A 24,682-nucleotide genomic window follows, 5' to 3' on the forward strand; every position below is an offset into this window, starting at 1 on the left:
TGGGAACGATCGACATCACGCCAGTTTGCTTTTCAGGCTCTGCATGACGGCTGCCTTGTTTTCGAGGTAGTCGTTCAGGCCACGTGCGCGAAGGTTGCACGCGTCGCAGTTGCCACAACCCGTACCGATAATGCCGTTGTAGCAGGTCAGGGTCTGGTTGCGGATCAGGTCCATCTGCTGGTGATCGTCCGCCAGGGCCCAGGTCTCGGCCTTGTTCAGCCACATCAACGGCGTTTCCAGGCGCACGTCGTATTCCATGCCCAGTTGCAGCGCTTTGTTCAGCGCCTTGACGAACTCGTCCCGGCAATCGGGATAGCCGGAGAAGTCGGTTTCACACACCCCGGTGATCACCGTTTCCGCCTTGACCTGGTAGGCGTAGATCGCCGCGAGGGTCAAAAACAGAATGTTCCTGCCAGGCACGAATGTGCTCGGCAAACTCTCGCCCGAGCTGTTCACCGTGGGTACCGGAATGTTGTCGCGGGTCAGGCTGCTGATGGCCAGCTCGTTCAACAGCGACACGTCCATCACTTTGTGAACGGTGGCGCCCAGCTGTTTGGCGAGTTTCTGTGCGACTTCGATTTCCGCCACATGGCGCTGGCCATAATCGAAGGTAATGCAGTGCACCTCGTCATACAGCGCCAGTGCCTGGATCAGGCAGGTGGTCGAATCCTGCCCACCACTGAATACGATAACGGCTTTTTTACTCATCACGCTGCTTCCTGCATTTGTAAGATTTGGCATAGTTTAAAGGCCCCTCAATAAAAAACCCCGCGCTTCTTTCGAAGGCGGGGTTTTTTACTGCTCGATCACTCAGTGAGCGTACGTCAGCAGCAACTCTTTCGGCACCTGGAAATCCAGGGACATCATCACGCTCAAGGCGGTGATGGTGAAGATCGAGAAGACGAACAGCTTGCGTGCCCAGACGGTGTCATCCACCGCCTTGTAGCCGGTCCAGGCCATGTACAACCAGTACATGCCCATGGCGGCGGCAACGGCGAGGTAGCTCATGCCGGCGTAGCCACTGAAGGTCAACATCAAGGTCGCCACGAGGAAGGCCAGGATGTAGAGCAGGATGTGTTTCTTGGCGACCTTGATGCCACGCTTGACCGGAAGAACCGGAATCGAGGCAGCCAGGTAGTCGTTGAAGCGGAAGATCGCGATGGCATAGGAGTGCGGCATCTGCCACAGGCTGAACATCACCAGTAGCACCAACGCGGCCATGTCGAAGCTATTGGTCACAGCCACATAACCAATCACCGGCGGCATCGCCCCCGACAGACTGCCCACCAGCGTGCCGTGAACCGACTTGCGCTTGAGGTACAGGCTGTAGAAGCCGACGTAGATGACGAAGCCGATCACGGCAAACAGCGCCGCCAGCGGGTTGGCCACCTTGTACAGCAACACCACGCCGGCGATACCCAGGATGGTCGCGAAGATCAGTGCCAGTTTCAGGGAGATAAGGCCCTGGACCAGCACACGATTCTTGGTGCGTTCCATCTTGATGTCGATATCGCGGTCGATGCAGTTGTTGAATACACAACCGGAAGCTACCACCAGGGACGTGCCGATCATCGCAGCCAGGAAAATGGCCAGATCGACATGCCCCTTGGAGGCCAGGAAGAAACCGCCTGCCACAGAAAGCACGTTACCGAAAATGATCCCCGGTTTGGTGATTTGGATAAAGTGCTTAAGCGACATCGGGTCTTACCTCACTTCGCCATCATGAACGTATGGATGCTGAACATGATCCATACCGACAGGCCAACCAGCAGGAGGATCACCAAACCTGCGAACACGAACGCAATCACGTTATCGCGCTGAGCCTTCGAGCGGTCCAGGTGCAGGAAGTACACCAGGTGAACCAGGACCTGGATCACCGCGAACGCCAGGACGATCATCAAGGTGATCGACTTCGGCAAGGTTGGGTACATCACCAGGCCGAACGGGATCAGCGTCAGGATGACCGACAGGATGAAGCCAATGGCGTACGACTTGACGCTGCCGTGGCTGTCATCATGGCTGTCATGGGAATGTGCATTAGCCATTACAGAGTCCCCATCAGGTAGACAACGGTGAAGACGCAGATCCAGACCACGTCCAGGAAGTGCCAGAACAGGCTCAGGCAGCTCAGGCGAGTCTTGTTGGTGTTGGTCAGGCCATGTTTGTTGACCTGATACATCATGGTCGCCATCCAGATCAGACCGGCAGTCACGTGCAGACCGTGGGTGCCTACCAGCGTGAAGAACGCCGACAGGAAGCCGCTACGGTGCGGGCCGTAACCTTCGGAGATCAGCAGGTGGAACTCGTTGACCTCCATGCCGATGAAGCCCAGGCCGAACAGGAAGGTCAGTGCCAACCAGCTCAGGACGCCTTTCTTGCTGCCCTTGTAGAAGGCCAGCATGGCGAAGCCGTAGGTGATCGAGCTGAACAACAGCAAGGCGGTTTCGCCGAGCACGTAAGGCAGTTCGAAGATGTCGTGGCCCGACGGGCCACCCGCTACGTTGTTTACCAGTACCGCGTACACCGCGAAGATCGACGCAAACAAGATGCAGTCGGTCATCAGGTAGAGCCAGAAACCGAATACGGTCATTGGCCCCGAGTCGTGGTGATGGTCATCGTGCCCATGGTCATCGACATGGGCGTGTCCAGCATTGGTCACTAAGTTCGACATGGTTTAAGCCTGTTCCAACGAGGTTTCAACACGGTTGGCCGGGATCTTCTTCTCGGCAACCAGGCGAGCGTGTTGCTCGGCTTCGATGCGTTCGATCACGTCGACCGGCACCATGTAGCCTTGGTCATCACGGGCAGCGTGAACGATGAAGTAGCCGATGGTGCCCACCAGGCTCACGATGGCCAGCCACCAGATGTGCCAGATCATCGCGAAACCGAACACGGTCAACAGCGCGCCCATCACAACGCCGGTAGCGGTGTTGTTAGGCATGTGGATCGGTTCGTAACGCGCAGGCTTCTGGTACGCAGTACCGTCTTCCTTGGCTTCGGTGAACGGATCGATGCTGTCAGCCTTCGGCAGTACGGCAAAGTTGTAGAACGGCGGTGGCGACGAAGTCGACCATTCCAGGGTGTGTGCATTCCATGGGTCGCCGGATTCGCACATGTTCTGCTTGCGATCACGCACGCTGACATACAGCTGGATCAGCTGGCAGGCGATACCCACAGCGATCATCAGTGCACCCACCATGGCAACGTACAGGTACGGTACCCACTCAGGGTTGGTCGTGGCGTTCAGACGACGGGTCATGCCCATGAAGCCCAGAGCGTAGAGCGGCATGAACGCGACGAAGAAGCCCGAGATCCAGAACCAGAATGCAGCCTTGCCCCAGCCTTCGTGCAGCTTGAAGCCGAACGCTTTCGGGAAGTAGAAGCTGAAACCTGCGATGTAGCCGAATACTGCGCCGCCGATGATCACGTTATGGAAGTGAGCAATGACGAACAGGCTGTTGTGCAGTACGAAGTCAGCACCCGGGATGGCCAGCAGTACGCCGGTCATGCCGCCGATCGCGAAGGTCACCATGAAGCCCAGGGTCCACAGAACCTGGCTGGTGATACGCAGACGACCGTGATAGATGGTGAATAGCCAGTTAAATAGCTTCACCCCCGTCGGGATGGAAATCAGCATCGTCGCCAGTCCGAAGAACGCGTTGACGCTGGCCCCCGAACCCATGGTGAAGAAGTGGTGCAGCCAAACCATGAAGCCCAGTACCGAGATCGCGCCCGAGGCGTAGATCATCGAGTGGTGACCGAACAGGCGCTTGCCCGAGAAGGTCGAGATCACTTCAGAGAAGATACCGAACGCTGGCAGGATCAGGATGTACACCTCAGGGTGACCCCATGCCCAGAACAGGTTCACGTACATCATTGGATTGCCACCAAGTTCATTGGTGAAAATGTGGAAATCCAGGTAACGGTCAAGCGACAGCAACGCCATGGTTGCAGCCAGGATCGGGAACGATGCAACGATCAGTACGTTGGCCCAGGTGCAGGTCCAGGTGAAGATCGGCATGTCCATCAGCTTCATGCCAGGGGCGCGCATTTTCAAGACGGTGGCCAGGAAGTTGACCCCCGTCAGTGTCGTCCCGAGTCCTGATAACTGTAGCGCCCAGATGTAGTAATCCACACCCACGCCCGGACTGTAGGCCAGGCCCGACAATGGCGGATACGCAACCCAACCGGTCTTGGCGAATTCGCCGACGCCCAGGGACAGGTTGATCAGCACTACGCCGGATACCAGCAGCCAGAAGCTCAGGGAGTTCAGGAACGGGAACGCAACGTCACGCGCACCGATCTGCAGCGGCAAGGCAAGGTTCATCAGGCCGGTGAAGAAAGGCATCGCCATGAAGATGATCATGATCACACCGTGGGCGGTGAAGATCTGGTCATAGTGTTCAGGAGGCAGGTAGCCAGGCGAACCCTCGGTGGCCATGGCCAACTGGGTACGCATCATGATGGCGTCGGCAAAACCACGCAGCAGCATGACCATGGCAACGATGACGTACATGACGCCGATTTTCTTGTGGTCGACCGAAGTCAGCCACTCGGTCCACAGGTAGGTCCACTTCTTGAAGTAAGTGATACCTGCAAACAGTGCCAGACCACCCAGCGCGATCATGGCGATGGTCACCATCACGATCGGCTCGTGGAACGGGACCGCATCCCAACTTAATTTACCAAACATCGTTTACTCCTCTGCCCCAGCAGTTGAATGCGAGCCCGTGTCAGAACCTTCAACCGCGGCCACTTCTTTCTTCTCGTGCTCGATCGGCTTGCCTGGCTTCATACCTTCGTACTTGTCGACGATTTTCTGAAACAGGTCCGGCTCGTACGTGGAGTACAGGGCGACTGGGTTGTTCTGGCTTGGTTTGGCAAGGGCGTCGTATTCAGCTTGATCAAGCTGTTTAGGTGCGGCCTTGACTTCGGCTACCCAGGCGTTGAAATCTTCCTGGCTCGTCGAGATCGCTTTGAATTTCATGCCGGTGAAGCCAGCACCGCTGTAGTTGGCGGAGATGCCTTCCATTTCAGCTTTCTCGTTCGCGATCAGGTGCAGACGGGTCTGCATGCCTGCCATCGCGTAGATCTGGCCACCCAGTGCAGGGATGAAGAACGAGTTCATCACGGCGTCGGAGGTGATCCGGAAATTAAGCGGGGTGTTCTCCGGGAACCGGATCTGGTTCACAGTGGCGATACCCAGGTCCGGGTAGATGAACAGCCACTTCCAGTCCAGCGCGACCACTTCGATGTTGATCGGCTTGACGTCGGAGTCCAGCGGACGGTACGGGTCCAGCTCATGGGTCGACTTATAGGTGATGTAACCCAGGGCGATGATGATGAGGATCGGCACCAGCCACACCGCGATTTCAATCTTGGTGGAGTGCGACCACTTCGGCGCGTAGGTGGCGCTGGTGTTCGACGCGCGGTATTTCCAGGCGAACGCGAACGTCATGATGATCACGGGCACCACGACCAACAGCATCAGCAGGGTGGCGGTGATGATCAGGTTGCGTTGATCCAGACCGACCTGACCTTTAGGGTCGAGCAAGGTCCACTTGCAGCCTCCCAGCATTAACATCATGCCAAGTAGCGGCAAAAAGCCTAGTAATCGGGGGTACCTGTTTTTACTCATCTCACGACCTCTAAAGCAGCTTGCGCAATGCAGTTGGGTTTTGATCGCCAACACTTCACCCTGCCAAGGGTTGGCATTTCTCTTCGATTGAATAAGGGCCTGCCCGTCGCACCTTGCGCGAATCGACACGTCACGGGCTAGCGGTGAGTTCTTATTCGAATTCGTTGGTCAAAGGCCTTGTTACAGACCAATTCCATTTGGTGCGGATAGTTGAAAGGCTGCCGGCACCTGGGGTCGCATGAAACGTTACATCCGCTTCTCGACCGCCCTAGTTTGCTCAGGGGTGAGCAGCACCGGACATTCAGTGCGGGCGATTGTAGTTAGCTAGCGATGTATAAACCATGTCTTATCCAGAAATAATTTTTATCGTTTCCAGCAATAATCCTTCACCATTATTGCAAAGGTCCGCGATCGTATCGCGTTTGATTCTCGACAAAAACCACAAAAAATGCCGTGTTATTGGGCAATCTGCCACATCCCTTACAGCCTGTAAGGGCATCGAAAACGGATCCAAGTCCCCTAAAAACAAGGCATTCGGACATCGGGCAATGTCGCCGACCGCACGCCACTCGCGGCGTCGGCCAGACGACGAACTGACAGCCATAAAACGCCGCTTCATGCAAATTTATGGCGCGTTTACGAGCGTCAGAAACGTCCTGCGACAGCTTCCGTGTGACAACATGTCGCACGCTGCGCACACCCAAACTTGCCCCGCGTCACGGCCTCTTCACAAATGCCTACAAACAAAAACGCCCCAGCCTTCTTTAGAGGAAGGCCGGGGCGTTGAGTTGTAACCGCTTAGGCTTTGCCCTGGCGATTACGGTAAATGCCCAGTGGCACCAGGATCACCGTCAGCACAAAGGCCACCAGCGCCCACTGGGCCAGGGACAGGCCGAGCACGGGCGGGTACGGCGTCTCACAGAAGCCGTCGACCTGGAACCCCAGGGGAAACACCGAGGCCAGCGGCAAGCCATCGACAATCGGTTGCAGCACGTCGATGCCGCAGCTGACCTTCGGAAAGAACTGGATGTACACGTGATAGCCGGCAGCGGCGACGCCCCCCAGGGCGCTGAGGGTCACCAGTGCTTCAAACACCGTGACACTGCGGGTGGTGCGCATGGCGGCACCGATGAAGGCGAAGATCGCGATCAGCAGCAAGGCATAACGTTGCAGGATGCACAGCGGGCAAGGGGCCTCGCCCAGCACCACCTGCATGTACAGCGCCCCGCCGATCAGCGCCAGGCAGATGATGCCCAGCAGTACCAGAAAGCGTCGCTCCCTGCCCAAACGCAATTCGTCGATCATCCCCGTTTCCCTTTAGCCAATGATGGTTGTGCCAATGGCCGCAAGTTTACACGCGGACGGTGAAAGTTGAGCAGTTGGCGTGTGGAGGTTTAAACAGGAGGCATTAACAGGAGATTAATCAGGGAAAATGGAGATCAAAATGTGGGAGCGGGCTTGCTCGCGAAAGCGGAGTGTCAGTCACTGAATGTGTGCCTGATACACCGCCTTCGCGAGCAAGTCGAATCGTCGCACCGCCGCTCCCACATTTTTGACCGAGTAAGTTATTCCAGGGCCGACGCCGGCCCAAAGAACTCATACCGGCTCTGCGCTTCCGGCACACCCAGGGCCTTCAAGTGACGCTTGATCGCCGCCATGAAGCCTTTAGGCCCCAGGAAGTACGCATCCACATCGCGCTCCTGCGGCAGCCACGCCGCCAGTTGCTCCTGGCTCAGCATCCCGACCTTGTCCGCCGCCGGGCTCACGCCATCATCCTCGGCGTAGCAATAGAAGCGCTTGAGCTGCGGATGCTGCGCCGCCAGGCCGTCCACCCATTCGCGGAACGCATGCACGCCGCCATTACGCGCGCAGTGGATAAAGTGAACCGGACGCTCGGTGGCCAGCGCCGCTTCGAGCATCGGCAATGTTGGCGTGATGCCCACGCCGCCGCTGATCAGCACCAATGGCTTGTCGCTGGCCGCCAGGGTGAACTCCCCCGAAGGCGGGAACAGATCGATGGTCGCACCCACCTGGAACTGGTCATGCAGGTAGTTCGACACCCGCCCACCGGCTTCGCGCTTGACGCTGATGCGGTACTGGCCCGAATCGCCACGCGCCGACAGGGAGTAGTTGCGGCGCACTTCCTCGCCCTCCAGCACCAGCTTCATGCCGATGTACTGCCCAGGCTCGGCGGCCAGGATCGGGCCGTTATCCACAGGCGCGAAGTAAAACGAGATAATTTCCGCGCTCTCCTCCACACGCTTGACCAAGGTGAACGGCCGCGCGCCACGCCAGCCGCCCGGTGCTTGCTCCTTCTCTTTATAGATAGCCGCCTCGGCACCGATCAGGATGTCGGCCAATTGGCCATAGGCGGCGCCCCAGGCACTCATCACTTCAGGGGTGGCGATTTCGCTGCCCAGCACTTCGGAAATTGCCCGCAGCAGGCAGGTACCGACAATCGGGTAATGCTCCGGCAGGATCTGCAGGGCCACGTGCTTGTTGATGATCTTTGCCACCAGATCGCCCAACTGGTCGAGTTGGTCGATATGCCGGGCGTACATCAGCACGCCGTTGGCCAAGGCCCGGGGCTGGTCGCCGCTGGCCTGGTGGGCCTGGTTGAACAGCGGGCGTACTTCTGGGTATTCGGACAGCATCATCCGGTAGAAATGGGTGATCAAGGCTTCGCCGCCACTTTCCAGCAGGGGCACGGTGGATTTGACGATGGCACGGTCTTGGGCACTAAGCATGGCAGACTCCTGAGTCTTCTTACTGAATACCCTTTACTACTCAGTATTCGTGCCAACAAATAAAACCATATAAATCATATACTTAACATTAATGTAGTCAGTATGACTCCCCACACTATATAGTCACTATGACTACAAGGAGTCATTATGACTGCGAAGCCGCTGCTCACCACCCTGCTGCCCCTGGTCGCCGACCTGTCCCGCGAGTTGCCCGAAGGCGAGCGTTACCGGCGCCTGCTCCAGGCCATGCGCGCCCTGCTACCCTGCGACGCGGCCGCCCTGCTGCGCCTCGACGGCGAATGGCTGGTGCCGCTGGCGGTGGATGGCTTGAGCACCGACACCCTCGGCCGGCGCTTCAAGGTCAGCGAACATCCGCGTTTCGCCGTGCTGCTCAGCAGCCCCGGCCCTACCCGCTTTGACAGCGACAGCGAACTGCCCGACCCCTATGACGGCCTGGTGGATGGCCTGCACGGGCATCTGGAAGTCCACGACTGCATGGGCTGCCCGCTGTTTGTCGACGACCGGCCCTGGGGCCTGCTGACCCTCGACGCCCTCGACACCGAGCGTTTCGAACGGGTGGAACTGGACGCCCTGCAAGCCTTTGCCAGCCTCGCCGCCGCCACCGTCAATGTGGCTGAACGCATCGAACGCCTGGCCCTGCGTGCCGAAGACGAACACCAGCGCGCCGAAATCTACCGCCAGGCCAGCGGCCAGCAGCACAAGGAAATGATCGGCCAGAGCAAGAGCCACAAACGCCTGGTGGAAGAAATCAACCTGGTGGGTGGCAGTGACCTGACGGTATTGATCACCGGCGAGACCGGCGTGGGCAAGGAGCTGGTGGCCCAGGCGATCCATGCTGCATCAAACCGCGCCGAGAAACCGCTGATCAGCCTCAACTGCGCCGCCCTGCCGGAAACCCTGGTGGAAAGCGAACTGTTCGGCCACGTGCGCGGGGCGTTTACCGGCGCGCTCAACGAACGCCGGGGCAAGTTCGAGCTGGCGAATGGCGGCACGCTGTTTCTTGATGAAGTGGGCGAGTTGTCCCTCACCGTGCAGGCCAAGTTGCTGCGGGTGCTGCAAAGTGGCCAGTTGCAGCGCCTGGGGTCTGACAAGGAGCACCAGGTGGATGTGCGCCTGATCGCTGCCACTAACCGGGATCTGGCCGAAGAAGTACGCAGCGGCCGCTATCGTGCCGACTTCTATCACCGTTTAAGCGTGTATCCCCTGCAAGTGCCAGCCCTGCGTGAGCGCGGTCGCGATGTGCTGTTGCTGGCGGGCTTTTTCCTTGAACAAAACCGCTCACGCATGGGCCTGGGCAGCCTGCGCCTGACCAGCGATGCCCAGGCGGCACTGCTGGCTTATACCTGGCCTGGGAATGTGCGCGAACTGGAACACTTGATCGGCCGCAGCGCCTTGAAAGCCCTGGGTAACTGCCGGGAGCGCCCGAAGATTCTCAGCCTCAGCGCGGCGGATCTGGACTTGCCGAACGCCACCGCGCCACCGCTCGAAGCGCAGCCCGACCCCGTGCCGGACGTCACCGGCGACCTGCGCCTGGCCACCGAGAACTACCAGCGCCAGGTCATCAGCGCCTGCCTGGAACGCCACCAGTACAACTGGGCCAGTGCCGCCCGTGAGCTGGGCCTGGACCGGGCCAACCTGGGACGAATGGCCAAGCGCCTGGGCCTGAAGTAATGAACGGTGATTCTCAGGTAAAGGAGATCAAATGTGGGAGCTGTCGAGCCCCCCACACTAAACCTGCTTCGCCTTGTAGATTGGATTGATCGGCGCGCCAGCCTTGGGCTTGCGAAACACCAACACATTCCCCAGCATCACCAGCACCAACCCCGCCAACGCCGGCGGCGTCCACTGATAGCCCTCGGCAAACGCCGAGACGTTCAACGCCACCACCGGGAACAGCACGGTGCAATACGCCGCCCGCTCCGGCCCCATGCGCCCGACCAGGGTCAGGTAGGCGGTAAAGCCAATCACCGAACCCGGGATCACCAGGTACAGCAGCGAACCGATGTACCGGCTGTTCCATTCCATGTCGAACGGAATGCCCTGCACCGCGCAGTACATCGCCAGCATCGACGCACCATAGGCCATGCCCCAGGCATTGGTGGTCAGTGGCTTGAGGCCGGCCTTCTGCTGCAGGCTCGACAGCATATTGCCCGCCGAGAAACACATGGTGCCGAGCAATGCCAAACCCAGGCCGAGCAAGGTTTGCGGGCTGGCGGTGTGCCCCACCAGCTCCGGCCAGAACAACAGCCCCAGGCCGAGCAAGCCAAGGCCGCCGCCCATCAACACATTGCGTGCGACCTTCTGCCCGAAGAACACCCGGGCGTTCAGCGCGTTCCACAAGGTGGCCGTCGAGAACACCACCGCCACCAGGCCGCTGGGAATCCACTGGCTGGCGGTCAGGAAGCACATGAAGTTGACGCAAAACAGGCACAGGCCCTGGGCCAGGCAGATCAGATGCCCGCGCCGGTTCATCACCTGCAGCTTGCGGCTGAGCAGCAGCATCACGAACAGCACCAGCGCCGCGAGGCCAAAGCGATAGACGATGGACACCGGAATCGCCACCACGCCCAGTTGCCACTTGAGGGCAATCCAGGTGGTGCCCCAGATCAATACGGTGAGTAAATACAGGAAAAGGTTCATGGCGGGCTCCGAGGGTTGAGCCACAGTTTCGCCCCTGGCGGCACCAGGTCTCTTGCACATTCTTGCGCTTTTGTCGGCTGCCGGGATCACAGCCGCCGCCGCGGGGAGTAGGATGCAAGCCGTCAGAGAGTACGAATATGCCGCCACTGGAAACCCTGCAAGTCTTTCAATCCCTCAACCGCTCGCCCAACGCTCGCCTCGAGCTGTGCGCCGAGCTCGGTGACGGCTTGTCTGCAGCCTTGTGGAGCAACCATCACGACGCCCAGGATTACGAAGCCCCCGACCACCACACCTTGTCCTGCTACATCGGCGGTGGCACCGGCACCTTTCGCCGCGACCAGCCCGGCACCAAGGGCGGCCCGGACAAGCTGTGCATCTTGCCGGCCGAGCATCAGTCGGCCTGGGTGATCAACGGCGAAATCCGCCTGGCCCACGTGTATTTCAGCCCCGAGCAATTCGCCTTGGGCTGCGTCACCTTGCTAGACCGCGAACCCCGCGAGTTGCAACTGCGCGAGAGCACCTTCCTCGACGATGCGCGGCAGGCCCGGCGTTTTCACCAGTTGATCAGCCTGAACTGGAAAGAGCCCGGCGAACGCCTGCTGACCAGCAGCCTGGCCCATGAAATGCTCAGCCATACCTTGCTCAGCCAGGTGGGGATGCGCGAGGGTTTGCGTTTGAAAGGCGGGCTGGCCGCCCACCAGCGCCGGCAACTGGTGGAGCACATCGACCAGCAACTGGCGGAGCCGATCAGCCTGGGGCAGTTGGCAGGCTTGTGTGCGTTGTCGGAGTACCACTTTGCGCGGATGTTTCGCGAGAGTTTTGGACTGCCGCCCCATCAATATCTGCTGGCGCGGCGCCTGGCCCGCGCCCGGGAGTTGTTGCGGGGTGGGTCGTTGCCGCTGGGCGAGATTGCCCTGGCGTGCGGGTTTTCCAGCGCCAGCCACTTTACCAACCGGTTCCGCCAGGCGATGGGCGCCACCCCTAGTGAATACCGGCAGGCGTTCCTGCCTTGAAATGCAATCTGCCTGACAGCACAGGTCCAATGTGGGAGCGGGCTTGCTCGCGAAAGCGGTGTGACAGTCAACACATGTACTGACTGAACCAGCGCATTCGCGAGCAAGCCCGCTCCCACCTTTGATCTTCGGTGCTCAATAGTCCGTGCTGTTGGCCAGTGCCGTGGCCAGGCGGTTTTCCAGCGCCTTGACCCGCGCGCCTGCGACCACGTAATTGTTGGTCACCATCGAAAACACCAGCTTGCGCCCATTGGCATCGGTGACATACCCGGTCAACGACGACACGCCGCTCATGGAGCCGGTCTTGCCGTGCAGGTTGTTTTCCGCAGCGGTGCCCCGCAGGCGGTAACGCAGGCTGCCGCCCACCAGGCGCTGCGGATTACCGGCAACCGGCAACGCGTTGTACCAGGCGCTGAACCAGGGCTGTTTGCTGGCGGCCAGCAGCACATCCGTGAGGTTCTGCGACGACACCAGGTTACGCCGGGACAACCCCGAACCGTCCACCTGGTTCAACGTCGCCGTATCAATCCCCTGACGTTTCAGGAACCCGCCCACCGCCGCCACACCGGCAGGCGCCGTACCGGCATTCACGGTCTTGCGCCCCATGCTCTTGAGCAAGGCTTCAGACATGTTGTTATTGGAAAGCTTGAGCAACGGCGTGATCAGTTCCTGCAACGGCGCCGACTCATGCAGCGCGAGCACCGTCGCCGTGGTCGGCGTCACACCCCCGATCATCCGACGCCCCTGCACGACAATCCCCTGCTGCGCCAAGGCCTGTTCAAACAGGTTGGCCACCAGTTGCGTCGGCTCCCACACACTGACCAGTTGCGGGCTCTGCCTGCCCGGCGCCAGCGCGCCACTGAGGCGCAACAGGTTGGTGCCGTGCTGGCGATTGATTCCATAGCTGTTGCCTGTGCCGCTGACCGCACGGTTGCTGAGCTGCACGTAATCGGTAGCCGGGCTGATCTCCACCGTCACCGGGCGCCCTGCCACGACCGGCGCCCTGGCCGTGACCAGCAGGGAGCCCGCATCAAAGTCGTCATTGGGCGATACCGTCAGCGCCGAAATCTGCGCGCCGTAGTAGGTGCTTTCATCGTCCTGGGACCAGTCGGTGCCCAGGCGCTCGGCGTCGAAGAACGTGTCGTCGAACACCAGGTCGCCCCGCACCTGCCGGATGCCCTGCTGCGCCAGGTTGGCCGCCAGCGCCTGGTAATCCGCCCACTGGATCGTCGGGTCGCCCAGGCCGCGCAGGTAGAGGTTACCGTCAAGCACCGCGCCCTGGCGGATGCCGTCGCTCAACAGTTGCGTGGAAAACCGATACTGCGGCCCCAGCACATCCATCGCCGCCGCGGTGGTCAGCAGCTTGAGGCTCGAAGCCGGGGTCAGCCGTGTGCGTGGGTTGTGTTGATAGAGCGTGTTGCCACTGCGGGCATCGCGCACCATCAGCGACACGCTGGCACCGTGCAGTGCCGGGTCGGCCAGCAACTGGTCGAGGCTGGCGCTGGTGGAGGTTTTCGGCGCCGTGGCGCAACCGCCCAGCAACAAGCTCAAGCCCAGCAGCAGCCCGCCGGTGTGTGTCCATCGTCCCAACCGCATAAACCTGGTAGTCCTTGAATTTCGAGAGTGCGCAGCTTGTGGAATTCCTCCCGGTCAATCAAGGCCCGTAGGTCGTGACGGAAAACGTATTGGCATGAAACAGCGGGTCCGGCTTGGGCTCGGCCTTGCTCGGCGCCGGCTGGGTAAAGTCCATGGCCGGCAGGAATACCCGCTGGCTCGCCGGGTCGAACGCCATGTTGTAGGCCATCGGCAAGGTGCTGACGCTGGCGCGTACGGCGTAGTGGTCGGCATCCGTTTGATCCACCAGCGTCAGGTTGGCATCGACGCCACTGGGGATCAGCAAGCGCCGGTGCTGCTCGTCGTAGGCCAGGGCGTTGACGTCGCGGGTGATCGGCAGCTTCGCCTTGACTTCACCGGTTTTCCGGTCGGCAACGATCAACACCGGCACTTCACCGCGACACGCCACAAACAGTCGCTGGCGCGCCACGTCCTGGGCCAATGCGCTGGGCTTGGGGCAACCGGCAAACTGCCAGGTGTCAAGCAACGCAAAGGTGCTCGCCGAATAGCGGGCGACCTTGCCTTCATCGCGCATCGGCAGGAAGAAGCTGCCGTCGCCCTTGATCAGCAGCGGGTCGATTTTCTTCACCGCCAGTTCATGGGCGCCGGTGATTCGTTCCTGTTTCGGGTCGAATTCAAACAGCGTCGAACGATCCGCCCGACGCCCACTGACGATAATCACCTTGCCCGTCGATGGCTCGTACACCGCGCTGTTGAGGTTGCTTTGCGCCACCGGGATACGCTTCAAGAATGTGAGTGTGGATAACTCCACCACACTCAGACTGCCGTCGGTGTTGAGCACGAAAACCCGGTCTACCTCAGGCACGAACACCACGCCGTTGGCGCCTTCGGACTGCGCCACCGTCTCGACCAGGCGCTGCTGTTTCACATCAAACACGCTCAGGCCGTTTTCCCGGCGAGCCAGGAACAGATACGGCCGGGTCGGGTCCAGCCCGACAAAGCCCCAACTGTGGCCAGAGCCGGGCAATGTCACCCGGTGTTCGCGATGGTAGGTCGAGTCATCAGCCGATGCTGCGCCGCTGATCAACAGTGCTGCCAGTAACCAGTGTTTCATCAGAACTCCAGGGTGCTGGAGACGGACACCTGACGGGCGTCGCCGATGGAGACAAACTGCGTGTTCACGGCCGAGGTGTAATAGGTACGGTCAAACAGGTTCTTCACGTTGAGCTGGAACTTGACCTTCTGCCCCTCGATTTTAGTGTCATAGGTGGCGAACGCATCGGCCACGGTGTAGCTCGGCAGGTCGAAATCGTTGGCGGCATTACCCGCTCGCTCCCCCACATAACGTGCACCGGCGCCCACCCGCAGTTGGTCACCGCCAAGGATGCTGCCGAAGTCATACACCGCTGACAGCGAGCCGGTGTTCTTCGCGACGTTTTGCAGGCGGTTGCCCTTAAGGTCCGGGTCTTCGGTGACAACAGCATCGGTGTAGGCGTAGCTGCCGATTACGCTCCATTTATCCGTCAGTTGACCGCTGGCGTCCAGTTCAAGGCCGCGGGAGCGGACCTTGCCGGCTACGCTATAGATCGCGGTCGGGCCGTCGCCCACCTCGACCAATACATTGCGCTTCTCGATGTTGAACAGAGCGGCGCTGGCAGTGATACGACCCGGAATGTCGAGTTTGGTACCCAACTCCCAGGACTTCGACTGTTCCGGTTCAAGGCTGCCATCCAGCACCGTTTTGTTATCCAGCGGTGCGATGGTGGAGTTGGGCTTGAACGACTCGGTGTAGCTGCCATAGAACGACAGCTCGTCAGTGTAGCGGTACACCAGGCCCGCGCGTGGCACCCACTTCTGGCCATTGCCGTCGGTGTTGGCGGTGAACGGGACACCCTTGCCGGCGTATTGGTCGTACATCTGATAACGCGCGCCGCCCACCAGGATCCACTGGTCAGTGAGGTGGATCGCATCCTGCAGGAACAGCGAGTCGCTGCGCAGCAGGTCCGTCTGGTTGCTGTCCGGCGCGCTGACGGTGGTGCCCGCCACTTCATTGCCATAGACCGGATCGTTGTAGTTGAACGTGCCACGGGGCGCCTGGCGGATCAGGTCGGCCCGGTAGATCTTGCGGTACTCGTCATCCAGGCCGAAGGTCAGGTCGTGCTGCATGCCCGCGACGTTGACCTTGCCTTCAAGGCTGGCGGTGGCGAAGCGGTCGGTGGTCAGTGCGCCCTGGGTGCCGTCCATGCTGCGGGTCAGGGTGCCATTGGCGTTGACCTTGACCACACGCACCTGGCTGGCGTCGTAGGTCTCGCGGTTCCAGCTGTAGCCGAAGTGGGCTTTCCAGTCGTCATTCAAATCGTGGTCGGCCTCGAAGCGGTACAGGTCGGAGCGGCCTTCCATGTTGTTGAAGGGCTCGTCCAGGCGGCGAGTCGACGGGATGTTGAGCGGGTGGTTGGTCTTGGGGTCGATGGCGGTGCCCCGGTCGAACGGCGAGAGAAACTCCCGGTGCTCATAGGCAAACAACAGCTTGGTGTTGTCGCCGTACCAGGCCAGCGACGGTGCGATCAGGCTCTCGCGGTGAGTGCCGTAGTTGCGCCAGTAATCTTCGTCTTCGTGATCGACGATCAAGCGGTACGCCAACCCGCTGTCACCGATGGGCCCTGTGGTGTCGAGGTTGCCGCCGCTGCCGTTCTTGCCGTCGCCAAAGGTCGAGCCGCGTACGGTCAGCGAGGTGGATTGGATCAGCTCGGGTTTCTTGCTGACGATATTGACCACGCCGCCCGGATCCTGGATGCCATACAGCAACGACGACGGGCCCTTGAGCACTTCGACGCGCTCGGCGGTGGAATTCAGCGCGCGGCCCTGCACCAGCGGCATGCCGTCCTGCATGATCGAACCGTTTCGGTTGTCACCAAAACCCCGCAGCATCACCGCGTCCTGGGTGCTGCCCAAGGTGTTGGCCTGGGTGATGCCACTGATGTTGGTCAGGGCATCGTCGAGGTTGCGCGGCTGTTGATCGCGCATCACCTGGGCCGGTACAACGTTGACAGTCTGTGGGGTTTCCAGCAGCAGGCCGTGGGAACGCATCACCGAACTGGTAGGCGGCGGTTGATAGCTGGTGGTATCCGAGGCCAGGGCGGCACCGTTGATGGTGGTGGCGCCGAGGTTCAGCGCGCCGTCGGTGGGCAGCGGTTCCAGGGCCAGGGTGCGGGCGTCGATCTGGCGGAAGGTGAAGCCGGAATTACCCAGCAGGCGTTGCATGGCCTGGGCCGCACTCATCTGCCCGGTGATGGCCGGGGCCTTGATGGCGTAGGGCGCTTCATCGGTGTAGACCACGCTGATGCCGGTCACCCGGGTGAAGTCGCTCAAGGCCTGGGGCAGCGGCTTGGCGGCCAGGGCAAAGTTGAACAGCGTGCTCTGCTGCTGCGCCTCGGCCGCCTGCGCCACGCCCAGGGGCAACAGCGCCAGCCCCGAAACTGCCAATACCGAGGCTCCCAGCCAATGTTTAACCGAACCCGCCGACGTTGCCCTGGACTTCATGCTTGAGAACCCGTGTGTAAAAACGCTGTTAATGCGAATTAATCGCAGTTTCAAGCACTACACGGATGGCCGACAGGTTTACCTCACACCGATTTGAAAATAATTTCAGTCACGCCGGTTGGATCCGAAATCCGAAGCGCGGAACGTGCACATGCACGGTGCCGGCGCGGTCATCGGTGCGCCGCAGAATCAGCTCTTCGCGGCCGGCAAACAGCAACTCCCCGGCCACCGGATCGGTGCCGTAGTCGGTGGCGCTGATGGTCACTTGCTGGCCGGGCTTGAAGCCGTTAGGGTCTTCGAAGATTTCTTCCGGCAGGTTGGCCGGCGTGGCATTGCGCGCGACTTCCAGGGCTTGCTCGGCACTCATCTGGCTCGACGTGCCATGCCCGAAACCCAACACCCGGGCGAGCCAGGCGGCCACCGCAGGATAGGTTTCCACCAGCGGCGAGGTGACCGACGATCCCATGAGGAACCACAACGGGTGCGCCAGGGCGAAGTCGGCAATCGACGGCTCGCCGAACAGGAAGTCGCCCTGCTGGTGCTGCAACTGCTGATTGATACGACCGATGATCACCGGCCATTGATGCTTGGCCTGATCCAGTTGCACACGGGTGGCCGTGCCGCCACTGAACAATTTGCTGCGGTCGGCCACCAGCACCTGGAGCATTTCCGGCGGCACTTTGGCGAACTTGACCGCCAGGGATTCCGGCTGGAACACCAGGCTCACGGCATGGGAGAACACCGTCGAATCAGCCCAGGCGGCGAAGCTTTGGCTGACCAGTTCCAGGCCTTGGGGAAACAGCGCCGGCGCGGACTTTTCCTGCTCCAGGCGGCGGGCGATCAGTGCGGTGTCGCAGTAGATATCGGCGCCCACCTGCAACACCGGGGTCTTGCGATAACCACCGGTGAGGGCCGTCAAGTCAGGCTTGGGCATCACCGGCGAGATGTGCACCGAACGCCAGGACAAGCCCTTGAAGCCCAGCAACAGGCGGGCCTTTTCGGCAAATGGGGATTGCGGGTAGTGGTGCAGGATCAACTCAGTCATGCCAGGCTCCGCTCAATGAGTGAGCGTCCAGCTTAGCCTGCAAACCCGGCAAAGGCGCGCATGGGAACCTATCAGTCAAACTGATGGGCCGATCGCCGCCAGGCACTCCTTGGCGCTTTTCTTGAGTTTCTTGATCAGCCGTTCCTGGCGCAGCGCCTCGGCCTTGCTGATGCATGCCTCGGTGTACACCAGCGCCACGGCTGGGCTCGAGAGGAAAAACCGTGCGCCCTTGCCACTCTGGTGCATGGCAAAGCGGCGCACCGGGTCATTGCTGATACCGCAATAGAGCGAGCCATTGGCGGCGCGCACCAGGTAGACAAACCACGGTTTGGCTTCAGAAGGAGTCGTCACGGATCAATTCGGCAAACCAAAGGAACGCCAATCTTATCAACGACTGGCCTGGAACGCCTTCAACCCTTTCAGCGCCTGGGCCCGCACGGCGTTTTTCACCAGCGGCGTCCAGCCCAGCAACAGGCCTTTGGTGCCCAACGCCTGCCGCGACCAGCGCCACAGGTCAAAGTGGTCGTGGTGCTCGCAGATCTTGCCGTCACGAAACACAAAGCGCGCCCGGATATCGTTGACTACAGTGTTGCCCGTCGCACTGAACAGGTAGGTCGCCACCCAGTGGGCGCTGCCGGTAATTTCATCGCTGCGCACACTGTCGAAGGTCAGGGAAAAGTCCTTGGCCCGGGTGGTCAGCATGCGCCACATGTCGCCGGCATCACGGCCACGCAGTTCACCGAATGCCGGGTCGCTGAACACCACGTCGTCGCTGTAGCAGGCGCTCATGGCCTCGGCATCCAGGCGCTGGAAGGCACTGTAGAACTCGGTGATCAAGGCGTTATGGGCGTCGCTCATGGGCAGGTTCCGCAAAAGAAGTTGGGATGGCCGGTACGATAATCCCCAAGGCCGGGGAACACTACTGGCATCAACGCCAGGAATACCTCATCCCGTCCCTTCAGGGCACCATTCCGCTGCTGCGAGCATAGTGGAACAAATCCACATCGGTGGAGATACACAGCCGGTTCATCGCGGTACTTTTCTGTTTGCTGATGGTGGAGATGCTGCGATTGACCCGCGCGGCAATCTGGCTGACGGTCATGCCGCTGGCCAGCATGCGCACCACTTCGCGTTCCTTGCCCGACAGTTGCGGCGGTTGTGATTGATCGCCCGTGCCGGCCTGCACCAACTGGGTCCGCAGGGACTCGCTGACGAAGGTCTTGCCCTCGCAGACTTCCTTGATGGCCGTGGGCAACTCCTTGGCCGACGCACTCTTGGCGACAATGCCTCGGGCGCCCTCGGCGAACGAGGCACGCAGGGTGGCGATATTGGCGAACATCGTCACCAGGATCACCGGCACCCCGGGGTATTGGCGTTGCAACAAGCCCAACAACACATAGCCGTCAGCCTGCTGCCCGCCCGGCATGGCGAAGTCCGTCACCAGCACATCGCAAGGGGTGCTGCCCAGTACCCGCAGCAGCTCATCCGGGCCGTTGGCCTCACCGACCACCTTGCACTTGCCATTGGCCTCGATCACCACCTTCTGCCCGATCCGAACAATGGGATGATCGTCAGCAATAATTACGCGAAGCATAGAAATCCATGAGTGATGGCAAATTGATTTGCGCAAAATAACCCTGTCCGTCCCGGGCAACAACCGCCCACCTGGGAGCGGTTTTCAATGGCGTCCCGTGTTCTTAAGCGGGTGATTTTTTACCTACAACAAAAAAGGAAACCACCTACAAACTAAGCCCACAGACAGAGGTAATACCCCCTACAGACTCGCTGAAAATGTCATAAATCTGTCAAATAGCGCAGGTACACCAGCAGGTCCTGGTCGAACCGCTGCAATGCCCGCCTGTTGCACCGGATCCCGTGCTTGCGCACCTGTTCGATCAACTCCCCCGCACAGCGATCCAGCTCCGTCTCGCCAAAAAACGCCAGGCTTCCCGCCAGGCGATGCAGGCAGTCGACCAATGCATGCGGGTCGACGATGCGGCAAGCCTGTACCAGGCCTGCGTAATCAGCCTCGGCCTCGCGCACCAGGGTGCGCAACATCTGGTTCACCACCTGTTCATCGCCAAATGTCCTGATCAGTTCGGCACGAGTCGGCCAGTGCGCCCCGGCGCAGGCTGTGGCAGGCGGGTTCGTACTGGCGCCCGGCGGCTGTGGCAGCCACTGCTCCAGCACCCCGCGCAATTGTTCCAGGGTCAGCGGCTTGAGCAGCCAGGCATCCATGCCGGCCTCAAGGCAGCGGCGCGCATCGTCCGCAGAGAGTTTGGCGGTCAAGGCAATGATCGGCACACGAGGGCGGCTGTGTACGGCCTCTCGCCGCCTGATCTCACGAGCCATGCTATAGCCATCCAGCACCGGCATGCGGCAATCGCTGATCACCAGGTCGAAATGCCGCAGGGCGATGGCGGTCAACGCGGCCTGCCCGTTGCACACCAGTTCGTGATCGACTTCGAATTTTTGCAGGAACCAGCCCATCAAGGCGCGATAGGCCTGATGGTCCTCGACGATCAGCACGCTCAGGTGCTTCCAGTGAACAGGAGGACTGCGCCATGGCACCGTTTGCTGCCTGGGGGCGTCGTCAGCAAACACGCTTGGCATCATGGCCACCTCGATATCGGCGCCGACCTGCCAGGGCCATCAGACGGCCCTGGCATATCGTCTAGTGAGGGTGCGCTTGACGGTGATCCTTAACCCATCCGCCTGGCACCCATTACCGAATCAAGCTATCCACATGAATACCACTCTTGCGATACAAGAACTACGAAAAGGCAGTTTTTCCTACAGCTCCGCCCACCTATTCCGACTTGACGCAGGCGAGCTAGAGGGATAGCGGATTGTCGTAATTCTTGTATTTCCCCTCCTCCCCCCCCGGCGCTAAATTGCGCCCCACCCCAAGAGGGCAACCCGCCAACTCACCTGGCGGCCAACTATCCGAACTGACCCGACGCCCAACCGCGCCTCTTTCTGCGCTGCGGTGAGCTGCACCCGTCAGTTGATCCAACACCGAGACAATACAACCATGAACAAGCATCTGATCGCCGTCGCCAGCGCCCTGCTGATCACTGGCACCGCCCCCGCCTTCGCCGCCAGCACCGTGGACCTGACAGTCAAGGGCATCATCACCCCGAATGCCTGCACGCCGAGCCTGTCCAGTGGCGGGGTCATCGACCACGGCAAGATGTCGGCCAAGGACTTGAACGCCACCCAGATCACCCTGTTGCCGAAAGTCACGCTGCAAATGACCGTGACCTGCGATGCGCCGGTGATCTTCGCCCTCAAGGCGACCGACAACCGTATTGGCTCCGGCAGCGGCAGCGGCTTCGGGCTGGGCTTTATCAACGGCACGCAAAAGCTGGGTTCCTATAGCTTGACCCTTGGCGCCAACGGTAGCCCGCCCCAGGCCGACGGCGAAACCGTGCAAGCCATCGGGTCTTTCGACAATGGCGTCACCTGGGAGCGTTGGAACAGCTTTGAAACCGGCACCTATCTCTCGGTCGCCACCCTGGCAGACGCCAGCACCCCGCGTGCCACCCAGCAACTGGTCACCCCCGTGGCCTACAGCGGCTACATCAACCGCACCGACGGCCTGGACCTGAGCAACGAAGTCAATATCGACGGCTCGGCCACCATTGAAGTGCTCTACCTGTAACCCACCTTCGCCCCTGACCTGCAACCAAAAGGTGCTGCTCGATGATGAATTCCTCACCCGCTGTCTTTCTCGCCACGTTGCTGCTGGCCCCCACCGTACTGGCCACCAGCAGTACCGACTTCGCCGTCACGGGCACCATCACGCCGAATGCCTGTGAACCCATGCTCTCCGGCGGAGGCGTGGTGGATTACGGAAAAATGCCGGCCAAGGAACTCAACACCGACAGCCCGACCTCACTGCAGCCGCAGACCATGCAAATGGAAGTCCTGTGTGAAGCGCCAACGTTCATCGCGCTGAGCACGATCGATAACCGCGCCGGCACTTCGGCAATTAACGACTACTGGCATGGCCTGGGGCTGACGGACAGTGGCGAAAAACTTGGCGCCACCGCATTCGGCCTGCTCAACCCGGTCGCGGACGGCGTCACGGTCAAGACGATCAACTCGACCGATGGCGGGGTGACCTGGCTCCCGTCGATTTACCTGGGCCACTACACCCAAACCTCGGTCGCCACCAACGGCGGTGCGAACACCCCGATTGCGATACGGCAATTCAGTGCCGACCTGCGCGTGTACACGATGGTCGACGGCACCGACCGCCTGACCGTGCTCGACGAAGTGCCGCTGGACGGCCATGCCACCGTGCAACTGAAGTACCTGTAACCCTTTATTCAACCGGCCCCACTCGAAAGGAAACGTGTGCCCCATGAAACTTACGCTCAATGCCCTGGCCACCGCGCTGTTGCTCAGCACCAGCGCCTCTGCCCTGGCGGCGTCCACCGTCGACCTGACTGTCAAAGGGGTGATTACCCCCAACGCCTGCACACCTGGCCTGTCCGGCGGAGGGATGGTGGACTACGGCAAGATCTCCGCCAAAGACCTGAACCTCACGACCCCCAAACAACTGCCACGCACCACCTTGCAACTGACCATCACCTGCGACGGCGGCACCCTGTTTGCCGTCAAGGGCACCGACAACCGCGCCGGGTCCAACTCCAGCGGCGGCACCTACGGCCTGGGGTTGATCAACGGTACGCAGAAGCTGGGGGCCTACGACCTGATGCTGAATAACGCAGTCGCCGACTCTGTCGCCGTCACGGTGCTGGAATCCGGGGATAACGGCACGACCTGGGCAGAGTCGGCGGACGCGATCCTGCCACCCAGCGCATTGGCGGCTTTCGGCGATAGAACCTCGGGCACCTGGCTGCCGGTGCCGATCCAGCAAGTCGTCAGCGACCTGGTGGTGTACGCGCAGATCGCCCGGGCCGACAGCCTGGACCTGAGCGATGAACACCCGATCGACGGCTCGGCCACGCTGGAAGTGAAGTACCTGTAAACCCGCGGCCTCGTCGTTCGCGGCGAGGCGCCTTACTTGCACCGAACACATTGAAGACCGAATGATGAACAGAACCCTACGCCTGTGCACGGCGCTGTTATTGCTCAACACCGGCTCTAGCGTGTTTGCCAGCACCGCCACCGAGATGACCCTGTCGGGCCTGGTCACCCCCAGTTCCTGCACCATCGCACTCTCCGGCAGCGGCATCATCGACCACGGCACCATCCCTGCCCATCTCCTCAACCAGGTGGCTCCCACCCCGTTGCCCACCCAATGGCTGGAGGTAGAGATCCACTGCAGCGGCCCCTTGTTGTTTGGCCTGATTGGCCTGGACAGCCGCGAAGATTCGTCCGCCGCACCGGACACTACCTACGGCCTGGGGAGAAACCCCATCGCGCCCGCGGAGCAGTTGGGTTACGTCGACCTGGCGTTCGAAGCGGCGCAAGGAGACGGCCAGGCCATGCAGTCACTTGTGTCAAACCCCGAAGGCGGCCTTTGGGCTCCCCAACCGGCCATCCACCCCAAGACACTCATGGGCTTCGCCCGTCCCGGCCGACCGTTTCCGGAACCCATCGTCACCCTGACCACCCGGATCCGCGCACAGACCACCATCCACCCGGCGAACCGTCTGACCCTCAGGCAAGACGTTCCCCTCGATGGCTCACTGGTCCTGGATTTGCGTTACCTCTAAGCCCTGTGATCATTTTAGGAACTGCGTCATGAAGACCTATCCAACCTTGCTGGCCCTGGGCTGGCTGCTGAGCACCCAGGCGTTTGCCGACGGCATGGTGCCCGACACCTCGGTGGTGATCGTCAACGAGGCCGACGGTGAAGCCTCGGTGTCGGTGACCAACACCGACGGCAAACTGGCCCTGCTGCACGTCACCCTGGAAGACATTCCGGAAGACACCGAATCGCTGCTGTTCGTCACCCCGCCCCTGTCCCGGGTCGAGGCCGACAAAAGCCAGCTGGTGCGCTTTATCCTGCGCAACCCCACGCCCCTGAAAACCCAACGCCTGAAGCGGGTGATCTTCGAAGGCATGCCCAAGGACCGTGACGCCGCCCAGGCTGGCCATGCGCGGGTGGGCGTGACCGTGCGCCAGAACCTGCCGGTGATCATTCATCCCAAGGGCCTGGCGCCGAACCGCACACCCTGGACCGGGCTGACCTGGTCGTTGAACGCCGGTCACCTGAACGTCGCCAACCCCACGCCTTACGTGGTGCGCCTGGCCCAGGAGCTGCAATTGCTGCCCGGCAAGCAGAGCCTGGTGCTGCCGCGCACTTATGTGTTGCCCGGCGAAACCCTGCGGCTCAGCACGCCCCACACCGCCACGGCCGTACGCCTGCAACCGGCCACCGTGTACGGCTTTGCCGTCGCCGCCTATGAAGCACCGATAACCGCCGCAAACGCTGAATAACGAAGTGACAGCCCTGTGACTGTCACCGGGAAGCCCGCCAACCGTT

General features: G+C 60.9%; 24 protein-coding genes. 7 read left to right on the top strand and 17 right to left on the bottom strand.

Going from position 1 to position 24,682, the window contains the following annotated elements; genetic code table 11:
- Positions 1-15: 15 nt before the first annotated feature.
- From queC to hmpA, 8 genes are all read right to left on the bottom strand, one after another.
- On the bottom strand, positions 16-708 hold the full coding sequence (gene queC / locus C0058_RS26640) for a 7-cyano-7-deazaguanine synthase QueC (protein WP_087692810.1): 693 nt from the start codon (positions 706-708) through the stop codon (positions 16-18).
- Between the two features lie 102 nt (positions 709-810).
- A complete protein-coding gene (gene cyoE / locus C0058_RS26645) occupies positions 811-1,698 on the bottom strand; it encodes a heme o synthase (RefSeq protein WP_003216376.1) in 888 nt (295 codons plus the stop codon).
- A gap of 11 nt (positions 1,699-1,709) precedes the next feature.
- Complete coding sequence (gene cyoD, locus C0058_RS26650) at positions 1,710-2,045, bottom strand: cytochrome o ubiquinol oxidase subunit IV (RefSeq protein ID WP_003216374.1); 336 nt, start codon at positions 2,043-2,045, stop codon at positions 1,710-1,712.
- On the bottom strand, positions 2,045-2,671 hold the full coding sequence (locus C0058_RS26655) for a cytochrome o ubiquinol oxidase subunit III (protein WP_008435616.1): 627 nt from the start codon (positions 2,669-2,671) through the stop codon (positions 2,045-2,047). The genes cyoD and C0058_RS26655 overlap by 1 nt, the downstream gene beginning before the upstream one ends.
- A 3-nt stretch (positions 2,672-2,674) precedes the next feature.
- Positions 2,675-4,693: a cytochrome o ubiquinol oxidase subunit I gene (cyoB, locus tag C0058_RS26660; protein WP_003216371.1), complete on the bottom strand. Its 2,019-nt coding sequence runs from the start codon at positions 4,691-4,693 to the stop codon at positions 2,675-2,677.
- 3 nt (positions 4,694-4,696) lie between these two features.
- Entirely contained in the window at positions 4,697-5,638 is a 942-nt protein-coding gene (gene cyoA / locus C0058_RS26665; RefSeq protein WP_008435619.1) for a ubiquinol oxidase subunit II, read from the bottom strand.
- Between the two features lie 798 nt (positions 5,639-6,436).
- A complete protein-coding gene (locus C0058_RS26675) occupies positions 6,437-6,943 on the bottom strand; it encodes a disulfide bond formation protein B (RefSeq protein WP_008435621.1) in 507 nt (168 codons plus the stop codon).
- A gap of 260 nt (positions 6,944-7,203) precedes the next feature.
- Positions 7,204-8,385 carry an NO-inducible flavohemoprotein gene (hmpA, locus tag C0058_RS26680; protein ID WP_102369858.1) on the bottom strand — a complete coding sequence of 394 codons (1,182 nt, stop codon included), beginning with the start codon at positions 8,383-8,385 and terminating at the stop codon, positions 7,204-7,206.
- A gap of 147 nt (positions 8,386-8,532) precedes the next feature.
- Between hmpA and norR the strand changes: the two genes are divergently transcribed.
- A complete protein-coding gene (norR, locus tag C0058_RS26685) occupies positions 8,533-10,077 on the top strand; it encodes a nitric oxide reductase transcriptional regulator NorR (protein ID WP_102369859.1) in 1,545 nt (514 codons plus the stop codon).
- Positions 10,078-10,134: 57 nt separating this feature from the next.
- On the opposite strand, the gene C0058_RS26690 is transcribed toward norR, so the two are convergent.
- Positions 10,135-11,046 carry a DMT family transporter gene (locus tag C0058_RS26690; RefSeq protein WP_102369860.1) on the bottom strand — a complete coding sequence of 304 codons (912 nt, stop codon included), beginning with the start codon at positions 11,044-11,046 and terminating at the stop codon, positions 10,135-10,137.
- A gap of 137 nt (positions 11,047-11,183) precedes the next feature.
- Between C0058_RS26690 and C0058_RS26695 the strand changes: the two genes are divergently transcribed.
- The gene (locus tag C0058_RS26695; protein ID WP_102369861.1) at positions 11,184-12,059 is read left to right on the top strand and encodes a helix-turn-helix domain-containing protein; all 876 of its coding nucleotides are present in this window, start codon (positions 11,184-11,186) and stop codon (positions 12,057-12,059) included.
- 135 nt (positions 12,060-12,194) lie between these two features.
- On the opposite strand, the gene dacB is transcribed toward C0058_RS26695, so the two are convergent.
- From dacB to C0058_RS26735, 8 genes are all read right to left on the bottom strand, one after another.
- On the bottom strand, positions 12,195-13,655 hold the full coding sequence (gene dacB / locus C0058_RS26700; RefSeq protein ID WP_102369862.1) for a D-alanyl-D-alanine carboxypeptidase/D-alanyl-D-alanine-endopeptidase: 1,461 nt from the start codon (positions 13,653-13,655) through the stop codon (positions 12,195-12,197).
- 58 nt (positions 13,656-13,713) lie between these two features.
- Positions 13,714-14,748 (bottom strand): YncE family protein, encoded by a 1,035-nt coding sequence (locus C0058_RS26705; protein ID WP_102369863.1) that lies wholly within the window; start codon positions 14,746-14,748, stop codon positions 13,714-13,716.
- The gene (locus C0058_RS26710; protein WP_102369864.1) at positions 14,748-17,174 is read right to left on the bottom strand and encodes a TonB-dependent receptor; all 2,427 of its coding nucleotides are present in this window, start codon (positions 17,172-17,174) and stop codon (positions 14,748-14,750) included. The genes C0058_RS26705 and C0058_RS26710 overlap by 1 nt, the downstream gene beginning before the upstream one ends.
- Positions 17,175-17,283: 109 nt before the next feature.
- The gene (locus C0058_RS26715) at positions 17,284-18,219 is read right to left on the bottom strand and encodes a glutathione S-transferase family protein (protein WP_008435631.1); all 936 of its coding nucleotides are present in this window, start codon (positions 18,217-18,219) and stop codon (positions 17,284-17,286) included.
- 75 nt (positions 18,220-18,294) lie between these two features.
- Entirely contained in the window at positions 18,295-18,570 is a 276-nt protein-coding gene (locus C0058_RS26720) for a GIY-YIG nuclease family protein (protein WP_003216354.1), read from the bottom strand.
- A gap of 36 nt (positions 18,571-18,606) precedes the next feature.
- A complete protein-coding gene (locus C0058_RS26725; protein ID WP_008435632.1) occupies positions 18,607-19,077 on the bottom strand; it encodes a nuclear transport factor 2 family protein in 471 nt (156 codons plus the stop codon).
- 100 nt (positions 19,078-19,177) lie between these two features.
- On the bottom strand, positions 19,178-19,813 hold the full coding sequence (locus C0058_RS26730) for a response regulator transcription factor (RefSeq protein ID WP_003216351.1): 636 nt from the start codon (positions 19,811-19,813) through the stop codon (positions 19,178-19,180).
- 200 nt (positions 19,814-20,013) lie between these two features.
- Positions 20,014-20,748 carry a response regulator gene (locus tag C0058_RS26735; protein ID WP_003216349.1) on the bottom strand — a complete coding sequence of 245 codons (735 nt, stop codon included), beginning with the start codon at positions 20,746-20,748 and terminating at the stop codon, positions 20,014-20,016.
- 505 nt (positions 20,749-21,253) lie between these two features.
- On the opposite strand from C0058_RS26735, the gene C0058_RS26740 reads away from it, so the two are divergent.
- From C0058_RS26740 to C0058_RS26760, 5 genes are all read left to right on the top strand, one after another.
- Positions 21,254-21,883 (top strand): DUF1120 domain-containing protein, encoded by a 630-nt coding sequence (locus C0058_RS26740; RefSeq protein WP_087692818.1) that lies wholly within the window; start codon positions 21,254-21,256, stop codon positions 21,881-21,883.
- A 44-nt stretch (positions 21,884-21,927) separates the two neighbouring features.
- The gene (locus C0058_RS26745; RefSeq protein ID WP_168197537.1) at positions 21,928-22,545 is read left to right on the top strand and encodes a DUF1120 domain-containing protein; all 618 of its coding nucleotides are present in this window, start codon (positions 21,928-21,930) and stop codon (positions 22,543-22,545) included.
- A 43-nt stretch (positions 22,546-22,588) separates the two neighbouring features.
- Positions 22,589-23,218 (top strand): DUF1120 domain-containing protein, encoded by a 630-nt coding sequence (locus tag C0058_RS26750; RefSeq protein WP_008435636.1) that lies wholly within the window; start codon positions 22,589-22,591, stop codon positions 23,216-23,218.
- 64 nt (positions 23,219-23,282) lie between these two features.
- Positions 23,283-23,909, top strand: coding sequence for a DUF1120 domain-containing protein (locus C0058_RS26755; protein WP_250884758.1), 627 nt, complete (start codon positions 23,283-23,285; stop codon positions 23,907-23,909).
- A 28-nt stretch (positions 23,910-23,937) separates the two neighbouring features.
- Positions 23,938-24,636 carry a fimbria/pilus chaperone family protein gene (locus C0058_RS26760; protein WP_008435638.1) on the top strand — a complete coding sequence of 233 codons (699 nt, stop codon included), beginning with the start codon at positions 23,938-23,940 and terminating at the stop codon, positions 24,634-24,636.
- Positions 24,637-24,682: the final 46 nt, after the last annotated feature.

The organism is Pseudomonas sp. NC02, from assembly GCF_002874965.1.
Taxonomy (GTDB): domain Bacteria; phylum Pseudomonadota; class Gammaproteobacteria; order Pseudomonadales; family Pseudomonadaceae; genus Aquipseudomonas.